At 43.1% G+C, this 24,807-nt stretch carries 18 protein-coding genes; 6 read left to right on the forward strand and 12 right to left on the reverse strand.

Annotated elements, in window-relative coordinates; genetic code table 11:
• Window positions 1-28: 28 nt before the first annotated feature.
• A complete protein-coding gene (locus R8O10_RS18240) occupies window positions 29-1,465 on the reverse strand; it encodes an arylsulfatase (RefSeq protein WP_318191614.1) in 1,437 nt (478 codons plus the stop codon).
• A 247-nt stretch (window positions 1,466-1,712) separates the two neighbouring features.
• Between R8O10_RS18240 and R8O10_RS18245 the strand changes: the two genes are divergently transcribed.
• Window positions 1,713-3,230, forward strand: coding sequence for an arylsulfatase (locus R8O10_RS18245; RefSeq protein ID WP_005377761.1), 1,518 nt, complete (start codon window positions 1,713-1,715; stop codon window positions 3,228-3,230).
• A gap of 107 nt (window positions 3,231-3,337) precedes the next feature.
• Here the strand turns inward: R8O10_RS18245 and R8O10_RS18250 are convergent, their stop codons facing one another.
• From R8O10_RS18250 to R8O10_RS18260, 3 genes are all read right to left on the reverse strand, one after another.
• Window positions 3,338-4,336, reverse strand: a complete 999-nt coding sequence (locus R8O10_RS18250) for an HAD family hydrolase (RefSeq protein ID WP_033905219.1) — start codon at window positions 4,334-4,336, stop codon at window positions 3,338-3,340.
• Between the two features lie 162 nt (window positions 4,337-4,498).
• On the reverse strand, window positions 4,499-5,596 hold the full coding sequence (locus tag R8O10_RS18255; RefSeq protein WP_017634003.1) for a hypothetical protein: 1,098 nt from the start codon (window positions 5,594-5,596) through the stop codon (window positions 4,499-4,501).
• A 53-nt stretch (window positions 5,597-5,649) separates the two neighbouring features.
• Complete coding sequence (locus R8O10_RS18260) at window positions 5,650-6,975, reverse strand: anaerobic sulfatase maturase (RefSeq protein ID WP_318191615.1); 1,326 nt, start codon at window positions 6,973-6,975, stop codon at window positions 5,650-5,652.
• Window positions 6,976-7,213: 238 nt separating this feature from the next.
• Here R8O10_RS18260 and R8O10_RS18265 point away from each other — a divergent pair, with 238 nt between their 5' ends.
• Window positions 7,214-7,942, forward strand: a complete 729-nt coding sequence (locus R8O10_RS18265; protein ID WP_372034459.1) for a formylglycine-generating enzyme family protein — start codon at window positions 7,214-7,216, stop codon at window positions 7,940-7,942.
• Between the two features lie 45 nt (window positions 7,943-7,987).
• Here the strand turns inward: R8O10_RS18265 and R8O10_RS18270 are convergent, their stop codons facing one another.
• Window positions 7,988-10,318 (reverse strand): tetratricopeptide repeat protein, encoded by a 2,331-nt coding sequence (locus tag R8O10_RS18270; protein WP_318191616.1) that lies wholly within the window; start codon window positions 10,316-10,318, stop codon window positions 7,988-7,990.
• A gap of 388 nt (window positions 10,319-10,706) precedes the next feature.
• Here R8O10_RS18270 and R8O10_RS18275 point away from each other — a divergent pair, with 388 nt between their 5' ends.
• Complete coding sequence (locus R8O10_RS18275; RefSeq protein WP_318191617.1) at window positions 10,707-12,272, forward strand: arylsulfatase; 1,566 nt, start codon at window positions 10,707-10,709, stop codon at window positions 12,270-12,272.
• A 189-nt stretch (window positions 12,273-12,461) separates the two neighbouring features.
• Here the strand turns inward: R8O10_RS18275 and R8O10_RS18280 are convergent, their stop codons facing one another.
• The 7 genes from R8O10_RS18280 to R8O10_RS18310 all read right to left on the reverse strand — a co-directional run bounded on the left by R8O10_RS18280 (window position 12,462) and on the right by R8O10_RS18310 (window position 20,997).
• The gene (locus R8O10_RS18280) at window positions 12,462-13,883 is read right to left on the reverse strand and encodes an aspartate kinase (RefSeq protein WP_005377768.1); all 1,422 of its coding nucleotides are present in this window, start codon (window positions 13,881-13,883) and stop codon (window positions 12,462-12,464) included.
• Window positions 13,884-13,969: 86 nt separating this feature from the next.
• Entirely contained in the window at window positions 13,970-14,356 is a 387-nt protein-coding gene (locus R8O10_RS18285) for an ectoine synthase (protein ID WP_005377769.1), read from the reverse strand.
• Between the two features lie 14 nt (window positions 14,357-14,370).
• The gene (ectB, locus tag R8O10_RS18290; protein ID WP_318191618.1) at window positions 14,371-15,636 is read right to left on the reverse strand and encodes a diaminobutyrate--2-oxoglutarate transaminase; all 1,266 of its coding nucleotides are present in this window, start codon (window positions 15,634-15,636) and stop codon (window positions 14,371-14,373) included.
• Window positions 15,637-15,670: 34 nt separating this feature from the next.
• Complete coding sequence (gene ectA, locus R8O10_RS18295) at window positions 15,671-16,204, reverse strand: diaminobutyrate acetyltransferase (protein ID WP_005393379.1); 534 nt, start codon at window positions 16,202-16,204, stop codon at window positions 15,671-15,673.
• Window positions 16,205-16,519: 315 nt separating this feature from the next.
• Window positions 16,520-18,178, reverse strand: coding sequence for a BCCT family transporter (locus R8O10_RS18300; RefSeq protein ID WP_053306901.1), 1,659 nt, complete (start codon window positions 18,176-18,178; stop codon window positions 16,520-16,522).
• A gap of 192 nt (window positions 18,179-18,370) precedes the next feature.
• Window positions 18,371-19,117 carry a 3'-5' exonuclease gene (locus R8O10_RS18305; protein WP_285400532.1) on the reverse strand — a complete coding sequence of 249 codons (747 nt, stop codon included), beginning with the start codon at window positions 19,115-19,117 and terminating at the stop codon, window positions 18,371-18,373.
• On the reverse strand, window positions 19,117-20,997 hold the full coding sequence (locus tag R8O10_RS18310; RefSeq protein ID WP_005377775.1) for a DUF294 nucleotidyltransferase-like domain-containing protein: 1,881 nt from the start codon (window positions 20,995-20,997) through the stop codon (window positions 19,117-19,119). Before R8O10_RS18310 ends, R8O10_RS18305 begins: the two co-directional genes overlap by 1 nt.
• 438 nt (window positions 20,998-21,435) lie before the next feature.
• Here R8O10_RS18310 and proV point away from each other — a divergent pair, with 438 nt between their 5' ends.
• From proV to proX, 3 genes are read left to right on the forward strand one after another with little or no spacing between them, the layout of a single operon-like run.
• Window positions 21,436-22,623, forward strand: coding sequence for a glycine betaine/L-proline ABC transporter ATP-binding protein ProV (gene proV / locus R8O10_RS18315; protein ID WP_005377777.1), 1,188 nt, complete (start codon window positions 21,436-21,438; stop codon window positions 22,621-22,623).
• A gap of 4 nt (window positions 22,624-22,627) precedes the next feature.
• On the forward strand, window positions 22,628-23,713 hold the full coding sequence (proW, locus tag R8O10_RS18320; protein WP_005377778.1) for a glycine betaine/L-proline ABC transporter permease ProW: 1,086 nt from the start codon (window positions 22,628-22,630) through the stop codon (window positions 23,711-23,713).
• Complete coding sequence (gene proX, locus R8O10_RS18325; protein ID WP_005385703.1) at window positions 23,706-24,713, forward strand: glycine betaine/L-proline ABC transporter substrate-binding protein ProX; 1,008 nt, start codon at window positions 23,706-23,708, stop codon at window positions 24,711-24,713. The genes proW and proX overlap by 8 nt, the downstream gene beginning before the upstream one ends.
• The last annotated feature ends 94 nt before the right edge of the window (window positions 24,714-24,807 follow it).

Raw genomic sequence — 24,807 nt, forward strand, 5'->3', positions numbered from 1 at the left:
GTATGCGAGAAAGAGCCATTGGGGTAAACTACTTCTGGCGTAACCCATCCACTGGAAATTGATTGAAATTCCCCTTGCTACAATCGGGCTTATATCCAAATGGAGCAGGGAAAGGAATCGTATCGCAGCTTGTTGCAACGGAAGATTCAAACTTTACTCTCTTTCCTATCATGATAGGAAATAACCATGTGGCATTATTTCTTAAATCAAACTCCTCTTTAGGGTCATCAATCAAATTGTATATTTCAGGGATCTGTAATGGGCGCCCTTTCTCCGGCATGATATCTTGATCAATAAAGTGCATCTTGTAATTTTCCCACTTATAAGCGTAGGTTTCAGAGCCATTGTTAACGATAAAACCATCTCGATTAGACTTTTCAATATCTCCCTTTAAAAAGGCCCACTGATCAATACTATCTATTGTTCTATCGCTTGGTAATTTGTATCCACCGACATGAGAAAGTGAGGCAAATAGATCCACAACATGGATAATTTCATCACTCACTCTGCCCGGTTTGATGTGGTTAGGCCAAGAGGCAATAAATGGTGTTCGGAGAGAGCCTTCAAGAGCCGTAAAGTACGCACCACGCCATGGTCCGCTAGAGCCTTGGTATGGCATATGCCACTCTGGACCGTTGTCAGAAAACCAAATCACTAGTGTATTGTCTTTAATTCCTGCTTTTTCTATTGCACCAATAACTTGCCCAGCTCGAAAATCTATCTCAGCTAACACATCTGAGTAATTTCCTTTGCCTGTTTTACCAATAAAATCAGGATGAGGTAGCGTCGGTAAATGTGGTTGAGTAAAAGTAATTACAGAGAAAAATGGCTTATTCTCTTTCACATTTCGATTTATAAAATCTGTGGCATGTTCAACTAGCTCACTGTCAATCGTTCTACGTGAGTCCAAATTATATTCTTTGACCCCTTTAGGATCCTGCCCTGCTCTAGCTGAAAGGATTTGAGGTTTAGGTAATATAGCTTTATAACCGGGTTGAGAGCTATATTCTGACTCATCCGTCGTATTTGCAATGCCATACCATTCATCAAAGCCTTGATCCGTTGGAAAGCGCCCTTTTTGGTCTCCCAAATGCCATTTCCCGTAAAGGCTCGTGTTATATCCTTGTTCCTTAAACTTCTCTGCAATGGTTATCTCCCAGTTCACCATACCGTAAGGCACTCCCCAAACAACCTTATCTGTCCCAGATCTAAGCGCTCGCCTCCCCGTCATGAATGAGGAGCGAGTTGGCGTGCATTGCGGTTCCACATTAAAATTAGTAAGGCGTACACCTTCTCTAGCAAGTTGATCTAAGTTTTTAGTTTCAACACCTCTGGTACTCCCATAGGAACTTAGTTCCCCCCACCCAAGGTTATCAACCAACATTACCACGACATTTGGTGTCTCTTCCGCAACCACTTCTAACGGGATACATAGAAACAGGATAGTTGCTAGTTTATTTTTCATAGTGTCGCCTTTCATTGAAATTCAATCCTGTAAGTGCGTCTTATCACACTTAAAACACACTAAAGTCTAGTCCATGTTAGTTAACATTTTTGAAAAACAGGGATTACTTGGAAGCAACAAAAAACCTCTACTATATTCAACTGACTACATTGTCTCATTTGGTGTCATCTCACTCGACTTCGCCATGATGAACACAATTAGTAACGTTATATAACGATAATGGATTCATTTATCGCGGAGGATTTTCATGCGAAACTCGATTAAAAAGGTAATGGCATTGGTCGGTACATTAGCTGCGTCCACAGCCTTTGCTGCCGATAAGCCCAACATCCTTGTGTTCTGGGGTGACGATGTAGGTGTATACAACATTAGTGCGTATCACAATGGTATGATGGGAGGGAAGACTCCTAACATTGATAAAATCGCCAATGAAGGTGCCATTTTCACAGACGCTTACGCACAACAGAGTTGTACTGCCGGACGAGCCTCATTTATTCTGGGTCAACATCCGTTTCGTACCGGTCTATTGACTATTGGTATGCCCGGCGCAAAAGAGGGTATTCAATCGAAAGATCCTACTATCGCAGAGTTACTTAAAAATCACGGCTATGTGTCTGGTCAGTTTGGTAAAAACCACCTTGGTGATCAAGATGAGCACCTACCAACTAACCATGGGTTTGATGAGTTCTTTGGTAACCTATACCATTTAAACGCGGAAGAAGAGCCTGAGTCTGAGTTTTATCCAAAAGATCCAGAGTTTCGTAAAAAATTCGGACCTCGAGGCGTGTTGAAGGCGACTGCGGATGGCAAAATCGAGGACACAGGTCCCCTTACTCGTAAGCGTATGGAAAACGTAGACCGAGAGTTCATGGATGCTAGCTTGGCATTTATGGAAAAAGCAGTAAAAGAAGACAAACCATTCTTTATTTGGCATAACTCAACCCGTATGCACGTCTGGACACATTTGAGTGAAGAATATCAAGGGAAGTCAGGTTACGGCTTATACGCCGATGGCATGATGGACCTAGATGATCAAGTAGGTGTGATGCTTGATAAACTTGAAGAGCTAGGCGTAGCAGATAACACCATTGTTGTTTTTAGTACCGATAATGGCGCTGAGAAATTTACCTGGCCAGATGGTGGTACTACACCGTTCAAGGGCGAAAAAGGTACGACTTGGGAAGGCGGATTCCGCGTTCCGATGATGGTACGCTGGCCTGGAAACATTAAACCAGGAACGGTTATCAACGATATCTTTTCACAAGAAGACTGGATGCCAACTCTACTCGCAGCTGTGGGCGAACCAGATGTGAAAGAAAAACTATTGAAGGGTCATAAAGCAGCGGGCAAAACCTTTAAAGCACATTTAGATGGCTACAACCAACTTGATCTGCTGACTGGTAAAGCTGATGAAGGCGCACGCAAAGAAATCTTTTACTTCGATGCTGGTGGTAATTTAAACGCCGTTCGTTATAAAGACTGGAAGATCCACTTCAGTATTATGGAGGGTGCCATTAATGAGGCATACCGCAAAACACCTAGTTGGCCCTTGATTGTAAACCTTCGTATGGATCCATTTGAGGTCGGTCCAGATGCAGCACTTTACGTCAGACATTTTTACGCTGATCAAATGTGGATGTTCGTTCCTGCTCAAGCTATCGTGCGTAAGTTCCTAGAGACATTTAAGGAGTTCCCTGCAACGAAAGGTAGCTCGTTAAGTATTGAAAAAGTGGTAGAAACAATGACACAGCAACCTAGAAACTAGACCCTAGGTATCGAAGCTACTGTGGAATTAACTAAGGCCTCAATTGTGAGGCCTTTTATTTCGTTGCAATTGTTTGGTTGCAGCAATTTATGGTCAAACAAAGATTATCATTTAGTGCTCTCTTTAAACACTTGATTCCAATCTTGTTTCATATCGACAAATAGCCAACCTTGCTCTTCACCTACTTTAAACGATTTATCTAACTTACCAACATGAGAATCTTTATCATACGCCCATTCGCGCTTGTCATCCGTGTGATGGATAATCGCAGAAAATCTTGGACCTGAACCTGCTTTCGTCCACTCTAACATCTGTAAATCACCATCAGAATTACCAAACGCCATTACCGGACGTTTGCCAATGAAGTTTTGGATCGTCACAGGCTTTACTGCTTTGTCATTGACAAAGTCTATTTCCGGCATACGTTGGATGGTAGGTTTTCCATCAACACTTTGATATTCCGCCTTTAACGTCGTTCCCACGATGTTTTGCGTTGGAATGCCGTATACTTCCGGCGCCCAAACGCGCATAAATTCAATTCCGCCTCCAGAAACGATGTAGGTCTGATAGTCGTTCGCTCTTAAATAGTCGAGCAGTTCGAGCATAGGTTGATAGACCATTTCAGTGTATGGTCTACCCGTTGTTGGATGGACAGCCGTTTTCAACCATTCCTTAACTTCTTGATGAAACTGTTCAGTAGACATTCCAGAATGGGTTGCCATAACAAGCTTCATTACACCTTCGAGTCCTTGTTTACCAATCCCCTCCATGTCACCTTTTAATGCGGAAGCAAAGGGTTCGGTTGTCTTCCAATCAGGATGCTCAGAGGCCATTTCTTTTACTCTATCGATCGCAAAAAACAACTGTAGATAAACAGGCTTTTCTGCCCAAAGTGTTCCATCATTATCAAACGTCGCGATTCGTTGGCTTTCAGGCACATAGGAATCCGAACCTTGGGTCGTTGTTTTCGTAACAAACGCCATAATAGCTTGCTTAGCGTCAGTGTTGTTCCATGACGGAAGTGGATCTTGCATATCAGCAGCAACAGCGTAACTAGACAGAGCAAAACCTGTTGCTAAGACAATCGCCTTTAACTTTATAGCCATCTTAATTCCTTATATTGAGGTGCTAGGTGCGAATCCAATCAAAAGTATAGTTCAATTGAAACAGGCGCATATTGAACTGACATATCCAACGGCCACCCAAAAGTGACAATGTCACCAATCTAGTCCACTATTTTATTAAAATAGAAACATGGAATTTAACGATTAGAGTTTAAATTCATTGGCTTCAACTGATGTAGAGGCACTTTTACGTCCCTTTTTCTGATTGAGCTCTTCAATAACATAGTCGGGAGCGACCTTCGTTAGCTCTGTTAAGCAGTCATCCGTTTTAGGGTTGCCGTATCTAACATAGATGTCACACACGGCATACAATTGTTCTGGAGCACCGGATATCAAATACGCTTGCTCAAAAGCGTTGACAGACTTCTTCAAGTCTAACTCTTCTTGCAGAACACCATTTAAGTACCAAAAGTAACTGTTCGTCTTTGCCATCGTCGCAGCTTTGTCTATTTCAAACGCCGCTTCTTTCTTTTTGTCTAATCTAACCAAAGCGAGAGATTTAGAATAATGCAGCGAGGCATCTTCTGAATTTAGCTTGATACCCTCGTCAAGCACGTTGATAGCTTTTTGGTCTAGCTGTTGCGCTCGGAAGTTGTCTGCGTAGCTTAACCAAACTTGAGGGTTGTTTGGCTCAAGCTTAGTTAACTCTGGGTATATCAGCGCCGCTTTATCCCAATCACGATGCCAACGGTAAACGTCTGCAAGTAATAACTTGGAAACATTATCGTTCTTACTGGACAAGTGTGCTGTCAGCTCTGAAACAGGCCCCTCAAGTGACTGCTGTTGCTCCGAACTCAAATTGGCGTAATCTCGAACGAGGTTAATCGCTGCTGTAATTCGCACCATGGCGGCGTCATCACTCAATAATGGTGAAATCAAACGCCAACGGTGCTCAATCATATATGGCTGTGCTCCCACGATCGCAGCTTCGCGAATACCTGCATCTTCATCCTGCAACCCACGCGCAACTGCAACCAATGCATTTTGGCTTGGATAGTTGGCTAACTCACGTAAAGCATCAATACGTTTTTCTGAAGACAACTTTTTATTTTGCGCATCATAAGACAGCTTTTCGACTCGTTGCGCCGGTGTCATTTGAGCTTCTTGTGGAGTGACAACCGTTGTCGGCGATACTTGATCTGGGTCTAGCAATGTTGTTTCTTGTGCCACCACGGCTTGACTCGTAGCAATGCCGATCGAGATCACGAGTAATGATTTAGAGAGCAGCTTAATTTTTTGCATTCAATAACCTATATTCTTTCATTTCCGGGCCTGTAGCAGGCGTAGTGACTATCTTAAAACTTCATTTCAAACACAGTCTGTGTTTGAGTAGCTTGCTGGCGTAGAATCTGGTCACTGTATTTACCGTGAACCACTGGGTTACCTGTCGCTCGTAAGATGTACGCCATCGACTGATCAACATAGGTAAAAAACTTCTTCCAACCCGCGCAGAGATAATTAAGACCAGGCTCACCTTGCCTAGTACGGATAAAACGGTTTTTGGGACATTCTCCAAAACATGCAAATTGATAATCACATTGAAGGCACTGTTGGGGCAGCGTACGACTTTTAGCAAACCCAAATTTCTGCTGCTCAGAGCTATAAGCGAGCGTATCGAGCTTTTCGTGATGAATGTTTCCAACCTTATATTCTGGGTACACGTAATGATCACACGCAAACACATCACCATTAGGCTCCATTGCTAAGCCCTTCCCGCAGATTTCACCTAACGTACACAGTGGTTTTTTTCTGCCCATCCAGGTTTCGATACTGGCTTCAAAGTACTGCACAAACACGTTGCCGATATCGTGTAAAACCCATTCATTGAAAATCGCGATCAGAAAATTTCCCCATGCTTCATCCGCAACGCAAAAAGGCTCAACAACGGCATCGTTATGACCTGGGATCAACCGTTTATCTCCTTGCTTTAGTTGCTCGTTTGGCTCCCAAGTTTGAGGGGCGGTTGTTCTGAATGTTTTCTGCTCAACTATTGGAATAAACTGCATTTGAGGGGAGCGTACTTCATCTCGCAAGAATCGGTACACTTCAAGTGGGTTACGGCTGGTCAAGTTGTTAACACAAGTGAGCGTAGCAAACTTTACTTCGTGCTTATGTAATAGTTCAACCGCATTCATAACTTGCCGGAGTGTGCCTCTACCAGCTCGGTTTGTTCGATAAGCGTTGTGCATCATTTCTGGACCATCAATGCTTAAACCGACGAGAAAGTTGTTCGCCTTTAAAAACTCACACCATTCATCGTTAAGCAGTGTGCCATTAGTCTGGAGATCATTGGAGATCGTAATACCATCGGGACGGTATTTATTCTGTAGCTCAACAATTGTCTTGAAATAATCCAAACCTAGCATTGTCGGCTCACCACCCTGCCAAGAGAAAATAATTTCAGGTGTATTTTGTCCCGCTATATATTGACGGATATAGGTCTCTAGCGTTTCCTCATCCATGACTGGTGAGCAGCCTGGCTTGTACTCAAGTAAATCTTGTTTGCTTAGGTAGTAACAATAGGTGCAATCGATATTGCACACTGCACCGATAGGTTTCGCCATGACATGTAATCGCTTGGAAGCTTTTCCATTGAACTGCGGACCTTGAGTTATGTGCATTCATCACCTTCTTAGTTGCTAGCCTGCGCCCAACGGCGTTAAGACTAATCATTAAGTTAATCGCCTAGTGTGATGATAATGTTCAATTATTCGTGGCGCTTGTTATAGTGTGTATAACTGTTTTTCATAGACTTGCCTGATAAAATTTTTTGATCATAAATGTTGATGGAGCTCCCCTATGAAGCATTCCAAAAGTAATACTCTTTACCTTGGTGCCACTATTTCGATTTCGCTAATTATGACTGGATGTGCAACAACACAACCTAGCCCTCTTGCTCAAAAAATCGATCAAGATATGGTTCTTATTGAAGGCGGACAATTTACGATGGGCTCGGATAATCCATCAGCAAATAAATCCGAGCGCCCGGCCCGCACCGTTCGCGTGGAAGATTTCTATTTGGCAAAATTTGAGGTAACCCAAGAGTTATTCGAATCGGTTACAGGCTCTTCTCTGAGTTATTTTAGAAACCCAAATACGCCCGTGAATAACATTAGCTGGCAACAAGCCAATTATTTTATAAAGAAATTGAATGAAAAAACGGGAGAGCACTATCGTTTACCCACCGAAGCAGAATGGGAGTTTGCAGCGAAAGGGGGGAATCTAAGTCAAGGATTCACTTACGCGGGGTCTGATGATATTAACGACGTTGCCTGGTATGCCAGTAACTCAAACAATAAGGCACACAAGGTAGGTCAGAAAAAACCGAATGAGCTTGGCTTATACGATATGACGGGTAATGTTGGTGAGTTTGTTATTGATGCGTTTGATGAAGGTTATTACAAATCAGCACCAAGTGATAATCCGGTAAACGCAAAAGATGAAAAAGAAAGCCTTGCACACAAGTCTGTACGAGGTGGTAGCTTTGCCTATGATGCTGACGAATCCGAAAACTATCGTCGCGATTTTGCTAGCCAGTCAGTCATCATGTCCGATATGGGGCTGAGATTAGCGAAAGACGCTGATTAAACCAAGTAAGAAAAAGTGGAGCGATAAAAGCTCCACTTTTGGTAATTAGCTTCTATTGACCCCGACAATAGAGGCTTTAAGCTGATTAATAGCTTGTTTAGGCGCATAGTGACTAAGCTCTTGTATGCACCTGTCGAAAGCAAAAGCGACAGCGCCTTTTTTATGATTTCTCGCTAGAACCTCGCATTGAGCATACAAGTGTTGTGGATTGCCACCGACTTCAAATGCTGTATGCAACGCTTTACTGGCTTCTAGAACATCGCTTTTTTCTAAAGCTAGACCGTACACGTACCAATAATGAGCATTAGTTTCACCAATTTCTGCGGCGCGTCTAAGTAGCTTTTTCGCTTCATCAGCTTTGCCTTGACGCAACAAAGAAAGACCTGCGCTGTATGGTAATGTGCTGGATTTAGGTTGAGCTTTCATCCCTTGTTGTAGCACCGTGAGCGCCGCTTCTTCTTTACCTAGGTGGCGATACAAATCTGCTAGGTTAACGTAGCTATTTTCGAAATAGGGTTCGATGCTGATCGCTTGTTTATACAGCTCGGCCGCTTTGTCGATTTCACCTAAGCTGCGGTACACATTCGCCAAATTGGTTCTTCCGAAACCACGATCGGCATTAAACTCTTGAATTTCCATATACTCTTCTAAGGGCGATTTAATGACATCTTTTTGTAAAGGGGTCATTTGTGCGTAGTTCGTTACCAGCACCGAGGCAGCTTCCGCTCTCACTGAAAGCACCGGGTCACCAAGCAATGGCTCTAGAATCCGCCACCGATCATGAAATTCATAACCAGACGAGCCTGAAATTGCCCCTAATCGAACCATTTCATTCTCATTCTTAACGGCCCTAGCCAAAGATACTGTTGTATTTTGGTCAGTATTGCCCCCCATTCTCTCCAGGGCTGAAGCACGAATAATGTCTTTTAACGACGAATCCTGAGCAGAGTATGCCAACGCATTTGCTGCTCCTTGATGACCAATTGAATCCGCATAAAATGCGACAGCAAAATGTTGCTGATTACGATACTTCGAATTCGGGTACCATTCTGCTATCTGTTCATCGGCCCATTGATTGCTTTTATCTTCATGGCATGACATGCAAACATTGGGCGTTCCAATATGTTTGCTCAAATCCGGTCGTGGAATATGCCAACTGTGGTCTCTACGAGGATCGACTTGCATGTAAGTCGTTTCTACCATGTGACAAGTCGTACATTGCGATGCTTCAGATCCAGCCTTATGAAAGGTATGCTTTTCAGGTGTATATTCCGATGCAATATGGCATTGCGAACATACTGCCTCTTCTGGGATCGTTAACTCTGCCGTGTGTGGATCATGACAATTAGTGCACGTGACCCCCTTCTCCGCCATTTCAGATTGAAGAAACGAACCATAAACATAATCTTCGTCGTAAATCTGTCCATCATGATAGTAGAGTTCAGGTGTTATAAGACTTAAGCGATATTTATCAAAAAAGGAACCTTTAACATGATCACCTGTTTCATTTAACTGGGTTCGGCGACTATGGCATTGAGCGCATGTTTGCACTTGATTGGTTGCTTCAATTGATTTCGGCTGTAACGTACTATGGCCTTCCTCAAACACCCAATCCGACACTGCTTTAGACAAATTTCGATCAAAGCCATAATGGCTGTCATGCTCAAAAGAAGTGCCAGCATTTTTGTATTTCTTGGCCAGTTCTATGTGCTGACTAGCGGGACCATGGCATGCTTCGCATCCCACATTAATCTCTGACCATGAGCTGTTGTAAGTGTTTTTGTCAGCGTCGTAATTCTTCTTTAGGTTCGTTGAATGGCAATCAGCACACATAAAGTTCCAATTTTGCCCGGTATTGGTCCAATAGAATTCATCCGTTGTTGTCGTTTCTGGATAAAGATGAAACCAACGCTGTCCCCCTTCAACTTTAGCTCTTGTGTCCCAAGCAAAAGGAATAAGCTGCACGCGGCCATCTTCAAACTCGACCATGTACTGCTGTAATGGCTCCCAGCCAAATGTATAGCTGATCTTATAGTCATGCCATTGCCCGTCAGCACCTTGAATATTGACCCAAAATTCGTCGCCTTTTTTAAAAAAACGATTAGGCATTCCTTTGTGCGTTACAACATGGTTATCAAAATCACCACGTACAGAGGTTGTACTTGCATGCTTCATGGCCATATCGTGATGTGACCCTTTCCAGGCCTCCACTTCGTTTTGGTGGCAATCTATACAAGCTTGTGTGCCAGCATATTCTGGATTTAAGCCTGAAGGAATATTTGGTTTCTCTGTTAATAACTCTTGAGAAAAAGCCATAAAACTGACAACAACGTTGACCAGCAATAAAATGCGAAACCGGCCTGCCCACTGACTCATAGATATCCTTATATTTATAATGTACAACCTAAATCAATATAGACACTAAATCACTGGTTATACAAATAATTACAAGCAATACATAACGACTTTAGTATTGCTTTAGGACCGTAAAACAAGCGAGCATCCTATTGTTTTTCATTTCCATCCCCTCTTCTACTACGCAATAAAAATAAGGCTCTTAAGTGATCTAAATCTACTTTACGAATCTCTACAAACTAATAGAACAATCCTATTTCTTCTTAATTAACAAATGGTTACAACCTAGCAATAACTTATGGTTATATCGAGTATAAGAGGATTTTTCTATATACATCATTAACTTATGCAGCAACTAAGCATAAGGCTCACTTGTGCTTATCTTTACTCTCAACAATCTGGAGTTTTTATGGCAAATCAATTGAGCAAAATCGCTGTGGGCGCAGGACTGTTAGCGGCGTCCAGTGCTGCTATGGCAGCCGACAAACCGAATATTCTGGCAATTTTTGGTGACGATATCGGCTACTGGAATATCAGCGCATACAACCAAGGTATGATGAGTTACAAAACGCCAAACATCGACCGTATCGCGAATGAAGGTGCGTTGTTCACAGATCACTACGGACAACAGTCTTGTACTGCTGGTCGCGCGGCCTTTATTACGGGTGAAGAGCCATTTCGTACGGGTTTGTTAACAATTGGTATGCCAGGCTCTGACCACGGCATACCTGATTGGGCGCCAACCATTGCAGATCTGTTAAAAGAACAAGGTTACATGACGGGTCAATTTGGTAAAAACCACTTAGGTGACCAAGATAAGCACTTACCGACAAAACACGGCTTTGACGAATTCTTCGGTAACTTATATCACCTAAACGCAGAAGAAGAACCTGAAACTTATTACTACCCTAAAGACCCAGAGTTTCGTAAAAACTATGGCCCTCGTGGTGTCATTAAGTCTTATGCCGACGGTAAGATTGAAGACACTGGCCCGATGACACGAAAACGTATGGAGCACGCAGATGAAGAGTTCCTAGAGAGCTCTTTGGCATTTATGGAAAAAGCAGTTAAGGCGGATAAACCCTTCTTTATTTGGCATAACGCCACTCGTATGCACGTTTGGACTCGCTTGCAGGAAAAATACCAAGGTAAATCAGGCGTAAGCATTTATGCCGATGGTATGCTGGAACACGATGATCATGTAGGTGTTTTACTCGACAAGCTGGATGAGCTAGGTGTTGCCGACAACACTATCGTTATCTACTCAGCGGACAACGGCGCAGAAACCATGACTTGGCCAGATGGTGGCGCAACACCATTCCATGGTGAAAAGGGTACAACTTGGGAAGGCGGTATGCGTGTTCCTCAACTGGTTCGTTGGCCAGGCGTCATTAAGCCAGGAACCAAGATCAATGAAATGATGGCACACCAAGACTGGTTGCCTACATTATTGGCAGCTGCTGGCGTACCTGATGTAAAAGAAAAACTAGCAGAAGGCTACAAAGCAAATGGCAAAGAATGGCGTGTGCATTTAGATGGTTACAACTTCATGCCATACTTTGAAGGTAAGGAAGAAAAAGGCCCTCGTGAGTCGCTGCTTTACTTTACGTCTAATGGTGAATTAAACGCTGTCCGCTGGAATGACTGGAAACTTCACTTTGCAACGCTTGAAGGGAACCTAAGTAACGCAGTTCGTTTTGCTCCGAACTGGCCTAAAATCATCCACCTACGCGCTGACCCATTCGAAAAAGGCCCAAGCGAATCACAAATGTACTTGCGTTGGATGGCTGACAACATGTGGCTATTTGTACCTGTTCAAGACGTTGTGGGAGAGTTCTTTAAAACACTTCCAGAATACCCAATGCAACGTGGCACAGCGATGAACCCTGCTTCACTAAACTACGACTCTCTAAAAATGCAAGAGAAGCTGCAGCAACTAGACAAAGTTGAACAAGAAATCAGCAAGTTTAAGTAAACTAAGTTAACGTTAGTTAATCAGTAACATTAAGCCAGCAGACCATTCTGCTGGCTTATGTGTATCGCCACATAGGAACTTACTTAAATCGCCTGTTTAGCCTATACAAAGTGGGCATTGTGAGTACAAACTGAAAAACAAAAAAAGGAGAGCTAACCTGCTCTCCTTTGTATTTTAACCGTGGATAAACTAAGCCACATTAACCGATTTAGCTAAACTGCTACTTTGGAAAAACTCATCATGCAATGCGCAAATCGCGTGCTGGTATTCCTTATCACCGACAACAAATTGAACATTTACATTTCTCAATGATGAGTGCAGTGCAACTGGCGTAACGCCATTATTCATCAATGCAAGCACACCTTTCGCCAACGTCTTGTTGGTATCAATTTGAGAACCGATGGCTGAGATAAGCGCGACCATACGACCTTTAATCGAGGCATTCGGATAACGTTTCTCGGCTTTATACAATACTTTGTTTAAGCTATCAGTACTGCCACCTAGATAGTAAGTAATTGAGTTAGCGTTCATCTCTTTACCAACCAAACTTACACGAGCATCGGAGATGATTTCCATCAATTCGTAACTAACGTTATCGGCTTTTCCTACCATTGCTTGGTCAAACAAATGCAGTGCAAATACTTTCTCTTTACCTGCGATGATCTCGACTTTGTCTTCTTCTGGGCGGTAGCTTGAAGAGATCAAAGTACCTTCGTGTTCAGGTTCGAATGTATTTTTAATCTGTAGCTCAATACCACTTTCACGTAAACCCGCAGCGGCATTTGGGTGAATCGCTTCCATGCCAAGGTTAGCAAGTTGGTCTGCTACGTCATAGTTTGTACTACCAATTGGTAATACTTTTTCAGGGCCAACAACGCGTGGGTCTGCTGAGCTCAAGTGGTACTCTTTGTGAATTACTGCTAAATCCGCTTTTGTTATTGCTGCAATTCGGCTAAATGTCATCTCACTATAACCTCGGTCATAAGTGTGCATTAGGCCCTCTTTACAGTAAGCATAACCTGTCACGATTGGCAGTTCTTTTGATACATCGATATCAGCAAACGCGTCACTGATCGACTCATCAAGGCTTCTTGGCGCTTGATTATCCCAACCAGACAGGTCAACGAACTTAGCGTTAATACCCATATTTTTTAGTTTTAGTGCTGTGTTGTAAGCACTATGTGCCTCACCGATAGACGAGAGAAACTCTCGAATTTGAGGCAAGTACTGGCGCAACGAAAATTGACCGTACTGACAGGTTTCTAAAATATTCGCGATACAGTTTTTCGCTTCAGCAATGCGGGAGCGAATGAATTTATCCGCACGGATACGATTCATTGGGTCCGCAAAAATATTTTCATTGGTCAGCAACATACGGCTTTCAACGTACGCTAACGCTTCTTCCCATTTGTCGTCGCGTTTCGCGATAAGCTGATAAACGCCTGGTTTACTGGTTTTTTTACACTCGAGCAGCGCATCGGTCATACCACCGTATGCAGATACGACAAAAATACGATTGTATGGTGTTTTGGGACGAAGAATAATATTGTCGAGAACAGCATCAAATGCTGTCATTGATGTACCGCCGATTTTTTCTACGGTAAATGTCATGATAAGCCTTTTTTGATTGGTAACTTTAAAAAGAAAAAAGAAGAGATAGTAAAGTGTGGGGTGGCAAAGCACCCCACCATCATCTTTTAGTCAACGAGAGGATAAACACCGTTTTCATCGTGCACTTCAGCGCCAGTAATCGGTGGGTTAAACACACACGCCATTACCATTTCTTTATTCTTATAAGCTCTCAAGTAGTGCTCATCGTGTTTATCAAGGATGTATAATGTACCTGGTTTAATTGGGTACGTTTCTCCACCTACAACTTCAATCTCACCTTCACCACTCATACAAAACACCGATTCAAGGTGGTTTTGATAGTGAATATGAGTTTCTGTATCTTCATAAATCGTTGTGATGTGGAAAGAGAAACCCATGTTGTCGTCTTTCAACAACATGCGGACACTTTCCCAGTTATCTGAAACAACACGTCGTTCGCTGTTGCGGCATTCATCTAGAGTTCTGACGATCATAATTAAAATCCTTATTAAGATGCTTGTTTGAAATGTTTCGCAGCGATAGTCTCTACTGCATTTTCAAAGATGCTTAGTCCTTGATCTAGCTCTGATTCGCTGATAGTTAGTGGACAGAAGAACTTCACAACTTCATCGTCTGGACCCGCTGTCTCTATCACCATTCCATTCTCGAAACAGTTTTTCGCAATTTCAGATGCCATGTCACCATTGATACATTCAATACCAACCATCATGCCGCGGCCTTTTTTCTGCACAAACATTTGTGGAAAGCGACGAACACAACGGTCAATAACAGCACTTACCTTGTCTGAACACTGCTTGATGTGTGTTTCAAAATCATCGTTTTCCCAGTAAATTTCTAGTGCTTTTGCAGCAGTAATAAAGGCGTGATTATTGCCACGGAACGTACCGTTATGCTCGCCTGGCTTCCACTGGTCAAGCTCAGGCTTAAGTAATACGACAGCCATCGGCAAACCGTAACCACCGATCGACTTCGATAGCGTCACGATATCCGGTTGGATACCAGACGGCTCGAAACTAAAGAAAGTACCGGTACGTCCACAACCTGCTTGAATGTCATCGACAATCACAAGAATGTCATTGGCTTTACAGATTTTGCTCAAACGTTGTAACCACTCGTTTGAAGCAGCATTTAAACCACCTTCACCCTGCACAGTTTCAAGAAGTACAGCGGCTGGTTTATCCATACCTGCAGAGTTATCATTTAGCATGGTTTCGAACAGCGCAAGACCATCTACGCCAGCGTAACCTTCAAATGGAATACGAGTGACGTTACTTAGACTAGAACCGTTACCTTGTCTGTGATGCTGGTTACCCGTTGCAGCCAGTGCGCCAGCAGTACAACCATGGAAACCGTTAGTAAACGCAACGACGCTGTCGCGGCCTTTTACTTTTTTAGCCAGCTTCAATGCCGCCTCAACAGCGTTAGTACCTGTTGGGCCCGTAAACTGAACCTTGTAATCCAAGTTTCTTGGTTTAAGGATGTAAGTATCCAACGCTTCCAGAAACGATGCTTTCGCTTCTGAGTGCATATCCAAACCGTGAGTAATACCGTCCATTTCAATGTACTCAAGCAACGCTTGTTTTAGTACTGGATTGTTATGGCCGTAATTTAGAGATCCCGCTCCAGCAAGGAAGTCTAAGTATCGTTCACCTTGTTCTGTTTCTAGCCAGCAGCCTTTCGCTTTACGAAAAACGACCGGGAAATTGTTTGAATATGAGCGTACGTTGGATTCCTGCTTTTTGAAAATATCCATGATGAGACCGTTTTTAATTCCTATTGTTTGAGGATTATTTGAGAGGAATGCGATACAAATATTCTGTATCGTGTTTGCCTTTAAAGTGGGCTTCTTCATCCAAAAATGTGCTTACTTGGCCAGAATTGCCGTTCATCGCATCTAACTTTTTGAACAGTGCCCAAGAGGCTTTATTATCTTCCGTGATGGTAGTTTCTACCGATTTAACACCGCCTAATTCCTCTCGGGTGAGAAGTTCTTTCAACATGCGGAATGCTAAACCATGACCTCTAAAGCGAGGTGAGACTGCAACTTGCCAGACAAATAAAACGTCTTGCTCGTCTGGTTTCTGATAACCGGAAATGAAACCTGCGATTTCGCCTTTTTGCTCAACCAAAATACTGGTTTTGCTGAAATGCGTAGACTGTAGGAAATTGCAATAAGATGAGTTCATGTCCAATGGAGGACAGTCTGCAATCAAGCTGTAAATGTCGTCACCATCAGAGATTTTAGGCTCACGAAAAATCCATTTTTTACTTGAGTCTTCTCCAATCTCTGGATAAAGGACCCAAGGTGCTGATGTGATCATGTGAAAATACATATCCTTTGAGGTCTAATTAAATTTCCTTTTTATTATGGGCATCCCTCGCGACTAAAAATCAAATAATCCGCCTTTTTATCGGTATTTTTGTGACACATATCACAAAAATAAACCTATTAACCAAAAGTTAAAATAGTTCGAGGTCTAATTTATTAAATAGTCACCCAAATGCGCAGTACAAAAAACAACCAGAATAAGACCATTTTCCATGCTGTTCATTTCTCAGAGAAAAATAGAAACCCAAAAAAAAAGCGGCATGCTTTCGCATACCGCTTTTATCAATAATTTAACTGCTGATACTAGTTATTTTGATTTCTTAGAAACCACCTTTGGACGAGGTTCATCCATCAAACCTTTTATCAAAGATACCGTTGCAACAAGCAAGACAATAGTAAATGGTAAACCAGTCGTCACCGCCATTGCTTGAGCAGCAGCTAGACCACCACCCAACATCAATGCAATCGCAACCAAACCTTCAAACGTACACCAGAACACGCGTTGTGGCGTTGGTGCATCGACCTTACCGCCCGCAGCAATAGTATCAATAACCAGTGATCCTGAGTCAGAAGAGGTAATGAAGAACACCACGACTAAGATAATGCCGACAAAAGATGTTATCTCAGCCAATGGCATAACATCTAACATGGCAAAAAGTTTTAAAGGTAGTTCTGCGTTAAACACCGCCTCATAGCCATCATTAACGTATTGGCTAATTGCGTTACCGCCAAAAGCCGTCATCCATAACACACAAACTGAAGATGGGATAAGAATAACGCAAATAATAAACTCACGAACTGAACGACCGCGAGACACACGTGCGATGAACATACCCACAAATGGTGACCAAGAAATCCACCACGCCCAGTAAAACGCCGTCCAGCCTTGAGAGTAATTCACATCCTCTCGTCCAAATGGCATAGATAAGGCAGGGATATTAGCCACATAGGAAACGATGTTCTCGAAGAAACCAGTTAAAATCGCAATCGTCGGGCCAACAACAATAACAAATAGCAATAGCAGTGCTGCAAGCCCCATATTGATTTCAGATAAGATTTTCACGCCCTTATCGAGTCCAGCCACAACAGAGATTAAAGCGAGCGCAGTAATACCAATAATCAATATAACCTGCGTCGTATTGGTCATTGGGACATCAAACAGGAAGTTCAAACCCGTTGCGGCTTGAGATGCACCGTAGCCTAGCGATGTTGCTAAACCAAAAACCGTCGCTACCACTGCAAGAATATCGATAATATGACCAGTCCAACCCCATACACGCTCACCAAACAGAGGGTAAAAAATTGAGCGCATGGTGAGTGGCAAACCTTTGTTAAATGAAAAGATAGCCAGCCCAAGAGCCAAGAGCGCGTATATTGACCACGGATGAAGTGCCCAGTGGTAAATCGTCGCAGCCATCCCTAATGCCGAAGCTGCAGTTGCATCGCCCTCTGCACCACCTAGCGGTGCCCAGTCAGTACGTACACCATTCTCAACGCTCACGCCACCAATCGCAGAACTAAAATGGGACATCGGTTCTGATACACCGAAGAATACGAGACCAATGCCCATACCTGCAGCAAATAGCATTGCCAACCATCCGGCATAGGAGTAATCCGGTGTTGCTTCAGTACCACCGATTCGCACACGGCCCAATGGTGTGAAGATCAATCCGACACAGACAATGACAAAAATATTACCTGAAGCGAGAAAAAACCAGTCTAAATTGTGTAACAAACCCGCTCGTAGGTCTGCAAAAAACGGCTCTACCTGTTCTCGGAATAATAGTGTTATCACAACAAACATGACGATTGCTAAGCCAGAAATTGCAAAAACACGGTTGTGAATATCAAGGCCAAATGGGCCTACCTTTAGCGCAACGTTATCCTGACCAATTTGATAGTCAGTATCTATTGCGTTTACTTTTCCATCGGGGCGTTGAATGCCACCGTTATTATCGGTGCTCACGGATAATCTCCTTAAAAATACGTGACCAAGTTTAAATTACTTTCGTCGGAGTTCGAGTAATGAAACGTCTTCATCACTACCAAGCACATGTTCATAAAACATTGTTCTTATAAGCGGTTACTCAATCCGCCATCATAATCTTAAAGCCCCCTATCTCTCATTGCATTTTATTGTTTTCACCATAAATAACGCCTATTGCCAAACCGAAGATATTGGCATGTTTCGATTAAAGTGATACTGCAGTTGTGCTTGAAACAGCTCCGCAGTTGCTAACGCATCCGTCAGGGCATGGTGAGGTTGATAAGCAGGGAGGCCATATCTTTCACGAGCGTGCCCTAATCGTACAGAACCGGGTTTCTTGCCTTTCAACTTATTGATAAAACCTCTGCATTCACGGCGTTGTATCGCATACTCAATATCTAACGTATCAACAACAGGAAACTGTATCCCCTCTCCGATGCTATTTAGCAAGGCGTTATTAAAGAACTGCCTTTCAATGTTCTTATAATGAACAAGTACCACTTTGCCTGACAACGCATCCAATATTTCACCCAAGATCTGAGACAGCTGCGGCGCGTTTTTAACCTCAGAGTCAGTGATACCGTGAATAATGACAGACTCGTGGTTTAACTCTCTGTTTGGGTTAACGACCCAATGAGCAGAGCCATTACATTGAACACGATCAATAGTAAACGGGACAAGTCCGATCGTGAGAATGACATCCTCTTCCGAGTTCAATCCTGTTGTCTCAAAGTCTACCGAGACAAATGGCACTTGTTCAATTGGTGTTTCCCCATTAACCATCGGTGCCGAATAGTAGCGTTTGAGCCTCTCGTCTTTCGCTTCTTTAGCGAGTTGTTTGAACAACATTGACCACTCTGGCGTCTGGGATGTATCCAACAACGGCTGTTCTTTTTCTACTTTTTTTGAGAACCACATTATTTGCTACTTCTCTGGTATCGAAACTTAATGAAGTTCTGAGCGTTACTTAGAATTTGAAATGCTGCTTTTAAGTTTCGACGTTCAAATTCAGACATGTTCTCCGGCTCAATATTGTTGTCTGGCTCTTCTCCATTTTCTATATCAAGGGCTTGGTGACGAATTCGAACCATGTAGATTAGCTCCATCGCATCCCTTAAATCCAAACCTCGACCTTTCGGTAAAATGCCAGCATCATTAATGTCATCTAAACGGTCGAAAGAGTTTTGCGATCGGGAACCGATTGCCAGAGAATGCACCCGTATTAAATCGGCCAACGGAGCCGTCCCCCTTCGCTTCAAGTTAATCGAGTTGCGATGACGACCATCTTTCTCCATCACAAAGTCTTTGAAAAAGCCCAGTGGAGGCGTCCTACGTATTGCATTGTACGCCATACAAGCAAGAAAGCGGTTATTTCTTTTCGCTCGTCTCACAATAAAGCTGCTTAATTGCTCCGCCCATTTCACTCGCCCATGCACACCGAGGAGATCAAAAAAGATATTACTATTTAACAACCTCTCAGGGGTTGGATTGTCTATCCAGTTTCCAAAGCATTCTTCCCATTCTGCACGAGTTTTTCGCCATTCTGGGTTGGTAGCCATAATGTCTCCAGTACAATAAGCATAGCCGCATGCCGCTAAACCATCACAAACAAATTTAGCAAACTTTTCAAAGTACTCTCCGTGAATCTCAACGTCATAACTGTTATCGAGAATAAGCGCGTTATCTTGATCCGTTACAATTAGCTGCTCATCCCTCGCCATTGAACCCATTGCGACTAAACAATAAGGAATGGGCGCTGGGCCGAACTCTTGCTCAGCTAATTCAGCGAGGCGTTGTTTGAAACTACTGCCTATAACCGACATGGCTCGACCAATCATGTGCGCGTTAGCATCTTCATTGACCATTCTTACGAAACAGTCTTTTACTTGTTCAGAAACCTGCTTGAGATCCTCGACACTGGTTTGCTGAAAAATAGAGCTCACTAGCAATAGGCTGTTCTGAGATTCATAACGAACGATGTCCGTCATGCCAATAATTCCTATCGGCTTTTTATCTTTTAAAATTGGTAAATGATGCACGTTGTAACGCAACATGGTTAACATGGCCTCAAACACATAGGCGTTATAATCCAATGAAACCACGTCATAACTCATGACCTCACTCACTGGAATATTGGTATCAATACCTTGAGCTAGTACGCGAATGCAAAGATCGCGATCAGTCAATATTCCAAGCAGCTGTTCATCATCTTCTTCTGTGAGCTCCTCTGTCGGGCGAATAATGAGCAGAGAGGTGACATTTTCCTCTGCCATTAGTATCGCAGCTTCCTGAATTGAAGCCGTTGCCTCCAGAGTTACTGGATCTCTTGCTAAGATTTTACGTGCCTTAGCGGTGGTAAAGTCATTGCTTTCGGAGCGGCTAGATATTGCGCTTCGCAAACGCGCGCTATCTTCCAGTTCCATGTAGTCCGCAAAGTTTTCAAACTCATCACAAAGTTCATTGAAGATGTTTTCCGGAATACAGTAAACGAGAGTGTCTTCTATCGCTTTGGCTGGCATACGTACGCGGTTGTTCATCAACAACCCCATCTGACCAAACAGTCCACCAGCATCAATCCTGTTGTAAAGTTCACCTTTACGTCGATAAATCTCTACCGCCCCACTTCTCACCATATACAAGTCGCGGATCGTATCTCCGAAGTTAAGAATTTTTGTTCCTTGCCGAAAGTATGCAACCTCGGCATTGAGAGCAATTTTTCTAAGCTGCTCTTCAGGTAGGTCATCAAAAGGTGGGTACTGGCTAATGAAATTGAGCACTTCTAACTGTTCGGCTTCCATTTTTTATTCCATACGTTGCCTAAACTACAGCGATAAATATCACCCTGAGTGAAATCAAGCAATAAATAAATCTAAGGATAACAGTACCTAACCGATTTCACAGGACCAAGCCTTAACCAAAAATTAGAGCTCTAACCTTTTTATATGTAGAGTTCTAAGCTATCACAGCTTATATCTATGCAAGCGAGTTGAGTTGAAATGTACAAAAAAATTCAAAATAAATTCAACCCTACGTCAGGGCAACGTTATGGCGGATAAAAACACATCACAAGCAATTGTTTTAAATATAAAAAATAAGAATTGAACATACCTTGCTCAACGAATTCTCTATGCACGGCAGAACTAGTTAACCAACCCCCTTTCGTTGAAAGTTGAACTAAAATTAATTAGAGTACAAATCGTTAAACAGTTATAAACACACGAAAAAGGACAGATAACATGGATCCCATACTGGAAGTTAAGGGACTGTATAAAGTGTTTGGAGAAGACCCAGAGAGAGCCTTCTCGCTTATCGACAAAGGCGTCGATAAAGACGGTATTTTTGAACAGACAGGTTTAACAGTCGGCGTAAACGATGTATCTCTCACCATAAATGAAGGGGAAATTTTCGTAATCATGGGCCTTTCTGGCTCCGGGAAATCCACCCTTGTTCGACTTCTTAACCGGCTCATTGAGCCGACTAAAGGTAGTGTTTATCTCAAAGGAAGAGATATCGCCCACATCTCCGAGAATGAACTTCGAGAAGTTCGTCGTAATAATATCTCAATGGTGTTTCAAAGTTTCGCACTCATGCCACACATGACGGTGATTGAAAATGCCGCCTTTGGTTTAGAACTTGCCGGCATCGATGTTAATGAGCGTCAGAAAAGTGCCCTTTCCGCCTTAGAAAGAGTGGGTTTAGACCCTTATGCAGAATCTTTCCCTGACGAATTATCCGGTGGTATGAAACAGCGCGTTGGTTTAGCGAGAGCGTTAGCCTGTGATCCTGACATCCTATTAATGGACGAGGCGTTTTCCGCTTTAGACCCATTGATCCGTTCTGAGATGCAAGATGAGCTTATTCGTCTACAGAACGATGACAAACGCACAATTGTCTTCATTTCTCATGATTTGGATGAAGCAATGCGCATTGGCGACCGTATCGCCATCATGCAAAACGGTGAGGTTGTTCAGGTTGGTACACCTGATGAAATATTACACAGTCCAGCAAATGATTATGTCGAAGCGTTTTTCCGCGGCGTAAACATCGCAAGTGTCTTGACAGCAAAAGATATCGCGCGCAAGAAGCCAGCGGCTGTTTTTAAGAAATCGGAAAATGACGGTCCAGGCTCTGCGATGCAGATTCTGATGGATCACGACCGTGATTACGGTATTGTCGTCGATAAATCTAGCCGATATTCCGGCATCGTATCTCTTGATTCACTACGTTTGGCTCATAAAGAAAACCGTTCGTTAGCCAGTGCTCAATTACCGGATGAAGTTACTCTTCAGCCTGATCAGTCAATTAATGACATTTTGGGTCTGGTTGCTGGTGTTCCTTATGCCGTGCCTGTCGTAGATGAGAAAGGAACTTACTTTGGTGTCGTGACTAAATCACGTCTTCTACAAACACTAGATAAGGATTAACACGATGTCTTCAGAGCAAACTAACAATGATCCCTGGTCAAATACTGCTCCTGCGCAAGATGATCCTTGGTCGCAAGGTACAGAGGCCGCGCCAAGTAATGATTGGCTCAACTCAGAAACTGTAGAGCAAGCACCATTCGATATTATGAACCCATTCCAAGATGCGGTTTTACCCCTCGATAGCTGGGTAGAGTCCGGTTTGAACTGGCTGGTGGAACATGGTCGACCTGTTTTCCAAGCAATACGAGTTCCAATCGACTTTATTCTAACGTCGTTTGAAACTGCTTTGGTGTCTACACCTGCGCCTATAATGGTACTCATTTTATTTTTGCTAGCGTGGCAGTTTTCCAATGTAAAACTTGGTTTTTCTACTCTTGTATCCCTTGTTTTCATTGGCCTAATTGGTGCGTGGTCACAAGCGATGACAACGCTAGCACTGGTGTTAACCGCCGTTTTCTTCTGTTTGCTTATAGGGCTACCAATGGGGATATGGTTGGCAAGGAGCCAAACCGCTGCCAAATTTGTTAGGCCAATATTAGATGCAATGCAAACGACTCCCGCGTTCGTTTACCTTGTACCAATTGTTATGTTGTTTGGTATTGGTAACGTTCCTGGCGTAGTAGTAACGATCATTTTCGCCCTGCCTCCCGTTGTGCGCCTGACTATTTTGGGTATTCAGCAAGTACCTGAAGAGCTTATCGAAGCTGGCCACTCTTTCGGGGCAAACAAAAAACAGATGCTTTATCGCATCCAGTTACCGTTGGCGTTACCAACCATCATGGCAGGTGTAAACCAAACCTTAATGCTGTCACTTTCTATGGTAGTGATTGCTTCAATGATTGCTGTTGGCGGCTTAGGCCAAATGGTACTTCGTGGTATTGGCCGACTTGATATGGGTCTTGCTGCCGTTGGTGGCTTAGGCATCGTTATTCTTGCGATTTTGTTAGACCGTATCACCCAGGTGTTAGGGGTTAATGCGGGCAACACTAAACTTCGCTGGTATCACACAGGTCCTGTTTCATACCTATTAAAACTGAAAACAAAGACGAACCAAGACGATCTAAAACTTAGGAGAAACATCAATGAATAATTCATGGAAGAAAGCGCTCTCTGTTGGAGCTCTAAGTACTATCGCATTTTCAACTTATGGTGTGGCAAGTGAACTACCGGGTGAAGGTGTCACTGTTCAGCCTGTTCAATCAACCGTTGCAGAAGAAACATTTCAAACGTTGATCGTAAACCGCGCACTTGAAGAGCTTGGTTACGATGTTAAACCGACCAAAGAAGTGGACTACAACGTAGGCTACACCTCTATTGCTAAAGGTGATGCTACTTTCTTAGCGGTTGGTTGGTTCCCTCTTCACGCCGATAAGTACACGATGTCTGGCGGTGATGATAAGTTCTTCCGTAAAGGCCAATACGTAAGTGGTGCTGCGCAAGGTTATTTGATCGATAAGAAAACCGCGGAAAAATATAACATCACGAACATTGGTCAGTTAAAAGATCCAAAATTGGCGAAGCTATTCGATGCAAACGGCGATGGCAAAGCGGACTTAACTGGCTGCAACCCAGGTTGGGGTTGTGAAATGGTTGTTGAACATCAGTTGGATGCTTTCAAACTTCGTGACACAGTAACACACAACCAAGGTAACTACGCGGCGATTATCGCTGATACAATCTCACGTTACAAAAAAGGCGATCCGATTCTTTACTACACTTGGACACCGTACTGGGTAAGTGGCGTTTTAGTTCCGGGGAAAGATGTTGTGTGGTTAGAAGTGCCATTCTCTTCACTTCCTGGTGAGCGTAAGGACATTGATACAACACTAGAGAACGGTAAGAACTACGGCTTCGAGATGAACTCTATGCGCATCGTTGCCAATAAAGAGTTTACAGAAAACAACCCTGCTGCTGCAAAGCTGTTTGAAATCATCAAACTAAATATCAATGATGTTAGTGCTCAGAATATGATGATGAGCCAAGGTAAGAACAGCTCAGCGGACATCGAGTCTCATGTAAATGGCTGGATCAAAGCGAACCAGAAAAAGTTCGACGCATGGGTCGAAGAAGCGAAGAAAGCCGCAATGTAATCATGCCTTTATCAACCTCTAGAGCCAGTTGGTGTTATCAACTGGCTCTTTTTTTACACAAACGCCCCTCCCCCTTACATAGACATACCAACAC

This window comes from Vibrio sp. 1727 (genome assembly GCF_033344415.1).
Taxonomy (GTDB): Bacteria; Pseudomonadota; Gammaproteobacteria; order Enterobacterales; family Vibrionaceae; genus Vibrio; species Vibrio alginolyticus.

Excerpts from the sequence above, each read along its gene's own strand:
- R8O10_RS18240 (WP_318191614.1), bottom strand. The coding sequence starts at position 1,465 with ATGAAAAATAAACTAGCAACTATCCTGTTTCTATGTATCCCGTTAGAA.
- R8O10_RS18245 (WP_005377761.1), top strand. The coding sequence starts at position 1,713 with ATGCGAAACTCGATTAAAAAGGTAATGGCATTGGTCGGTACATTAGCT.
- R8O10_RS18250 (WP_033905219.1), bottom strand. The coding sequence starts at position 4,336 with ATGGCTATAAAGTTAAAGGCGATTGTCTTAGCAACAGGTTTTGCTCTG.
- R8O10_RS18255 (WP_017634003.1), bottom strand. The coding sequence starts at position 5,596 with ATGCAAAAAATTAAGCTGCTCTCTAAATCATTACTCGTGATCTCGATC.
- R8O10_RS18260 (WP_318191615.1), bottom strand. The coding sequence starts at position 6,975 with ATGCACATAACTCAAGGTCCGCAGTTCAATGGAAAAGCTTCCAAGCGA.
- R8O10_RS18265 (WP_372034459.1), top strand. The coding sequence starts at position 7,214 with ATGACTGGATGTGCAACAACACAACCTAGCCCTCTTGCTCAAAAAATC.
- R8O10_RS18270 (WP_318191616.1), bottom strand. The coding sequence starts at position 10,318 with ATGAGTCAGTGGGCAGGCCGGTTTCGCATTTTATTGCTGGTCAACGTT.
- R8O10_RS18275 (WP_318191617.1), top strand. The coding sequence starts at position 10,707 with ATGGCAAATCAATTGAGCAAAATCGCTGTGGGCGCAGGACTGTTAGCG.
- R8O10_RS18280 (WP_005377768.1), bottom strand. The coding sequence starts at position 13,883 with ATGACATTTACCGTAGAAAAAATCGGCGGTACATCAATGACAGCATTT.
- R8O10_RS18285 (WP_005377769.1), bottom strand. The coding sequence starts at position 14,356 with ATGATCGTCAGAACTCTAGATGAATGCCGCAACAGCGAACGACGTGTT.
- ectB (WP_318191618.1), bottom strand. The coding sequence starts at position 15,636 with ATGGATATTTTCAAAAAGCAGGAATCCAACGTACGCTCATATTCAAAC.
- ectA (WP_005393379.1), bottom strand. The coding sequence starts at position 16,204 with ATGATCACATCAGCACCTTGGGTCCTTTATCCAGAGATTGGAGAAGAC.
- R8O10_RS18305 (WP_285400532.1), bottom strand. The coding sequence starts at position 19,117 with ATGTGGTTCTCAAAAAAAGTAGAAAAAGAACAGCCGTTGTTGGATACA.
- R8O10_RS18310 (WP_005377775.1), bottom strand. The coding sequence starts at position 20,997 with ATGGAAGCCGAACAGTTAGAAGTGCTCAATTTCATTAGCCAGTACCCA.
- proV (WP_005377777.1), top strand. The coding sequence starts at position 21,436 with ATGGATCCCATACTGGAAGTTAAGGGACTGTATAAAGTGTTTGGAGAA.
- proW (WP_005377778.1), top strand. The coding sequence starts at position 22,628 with ATGTCTTCAGAGCAAACTAACAATGATCCCTGGTCAAATACTGCTCCT.
- proX (WP_005385703.1), top strand. The coding sequence starts at position 23,706 with ATGAATAATTCATGGAAGAAAGCGCTCTCTGTTGGAGCTCTAAGTACT.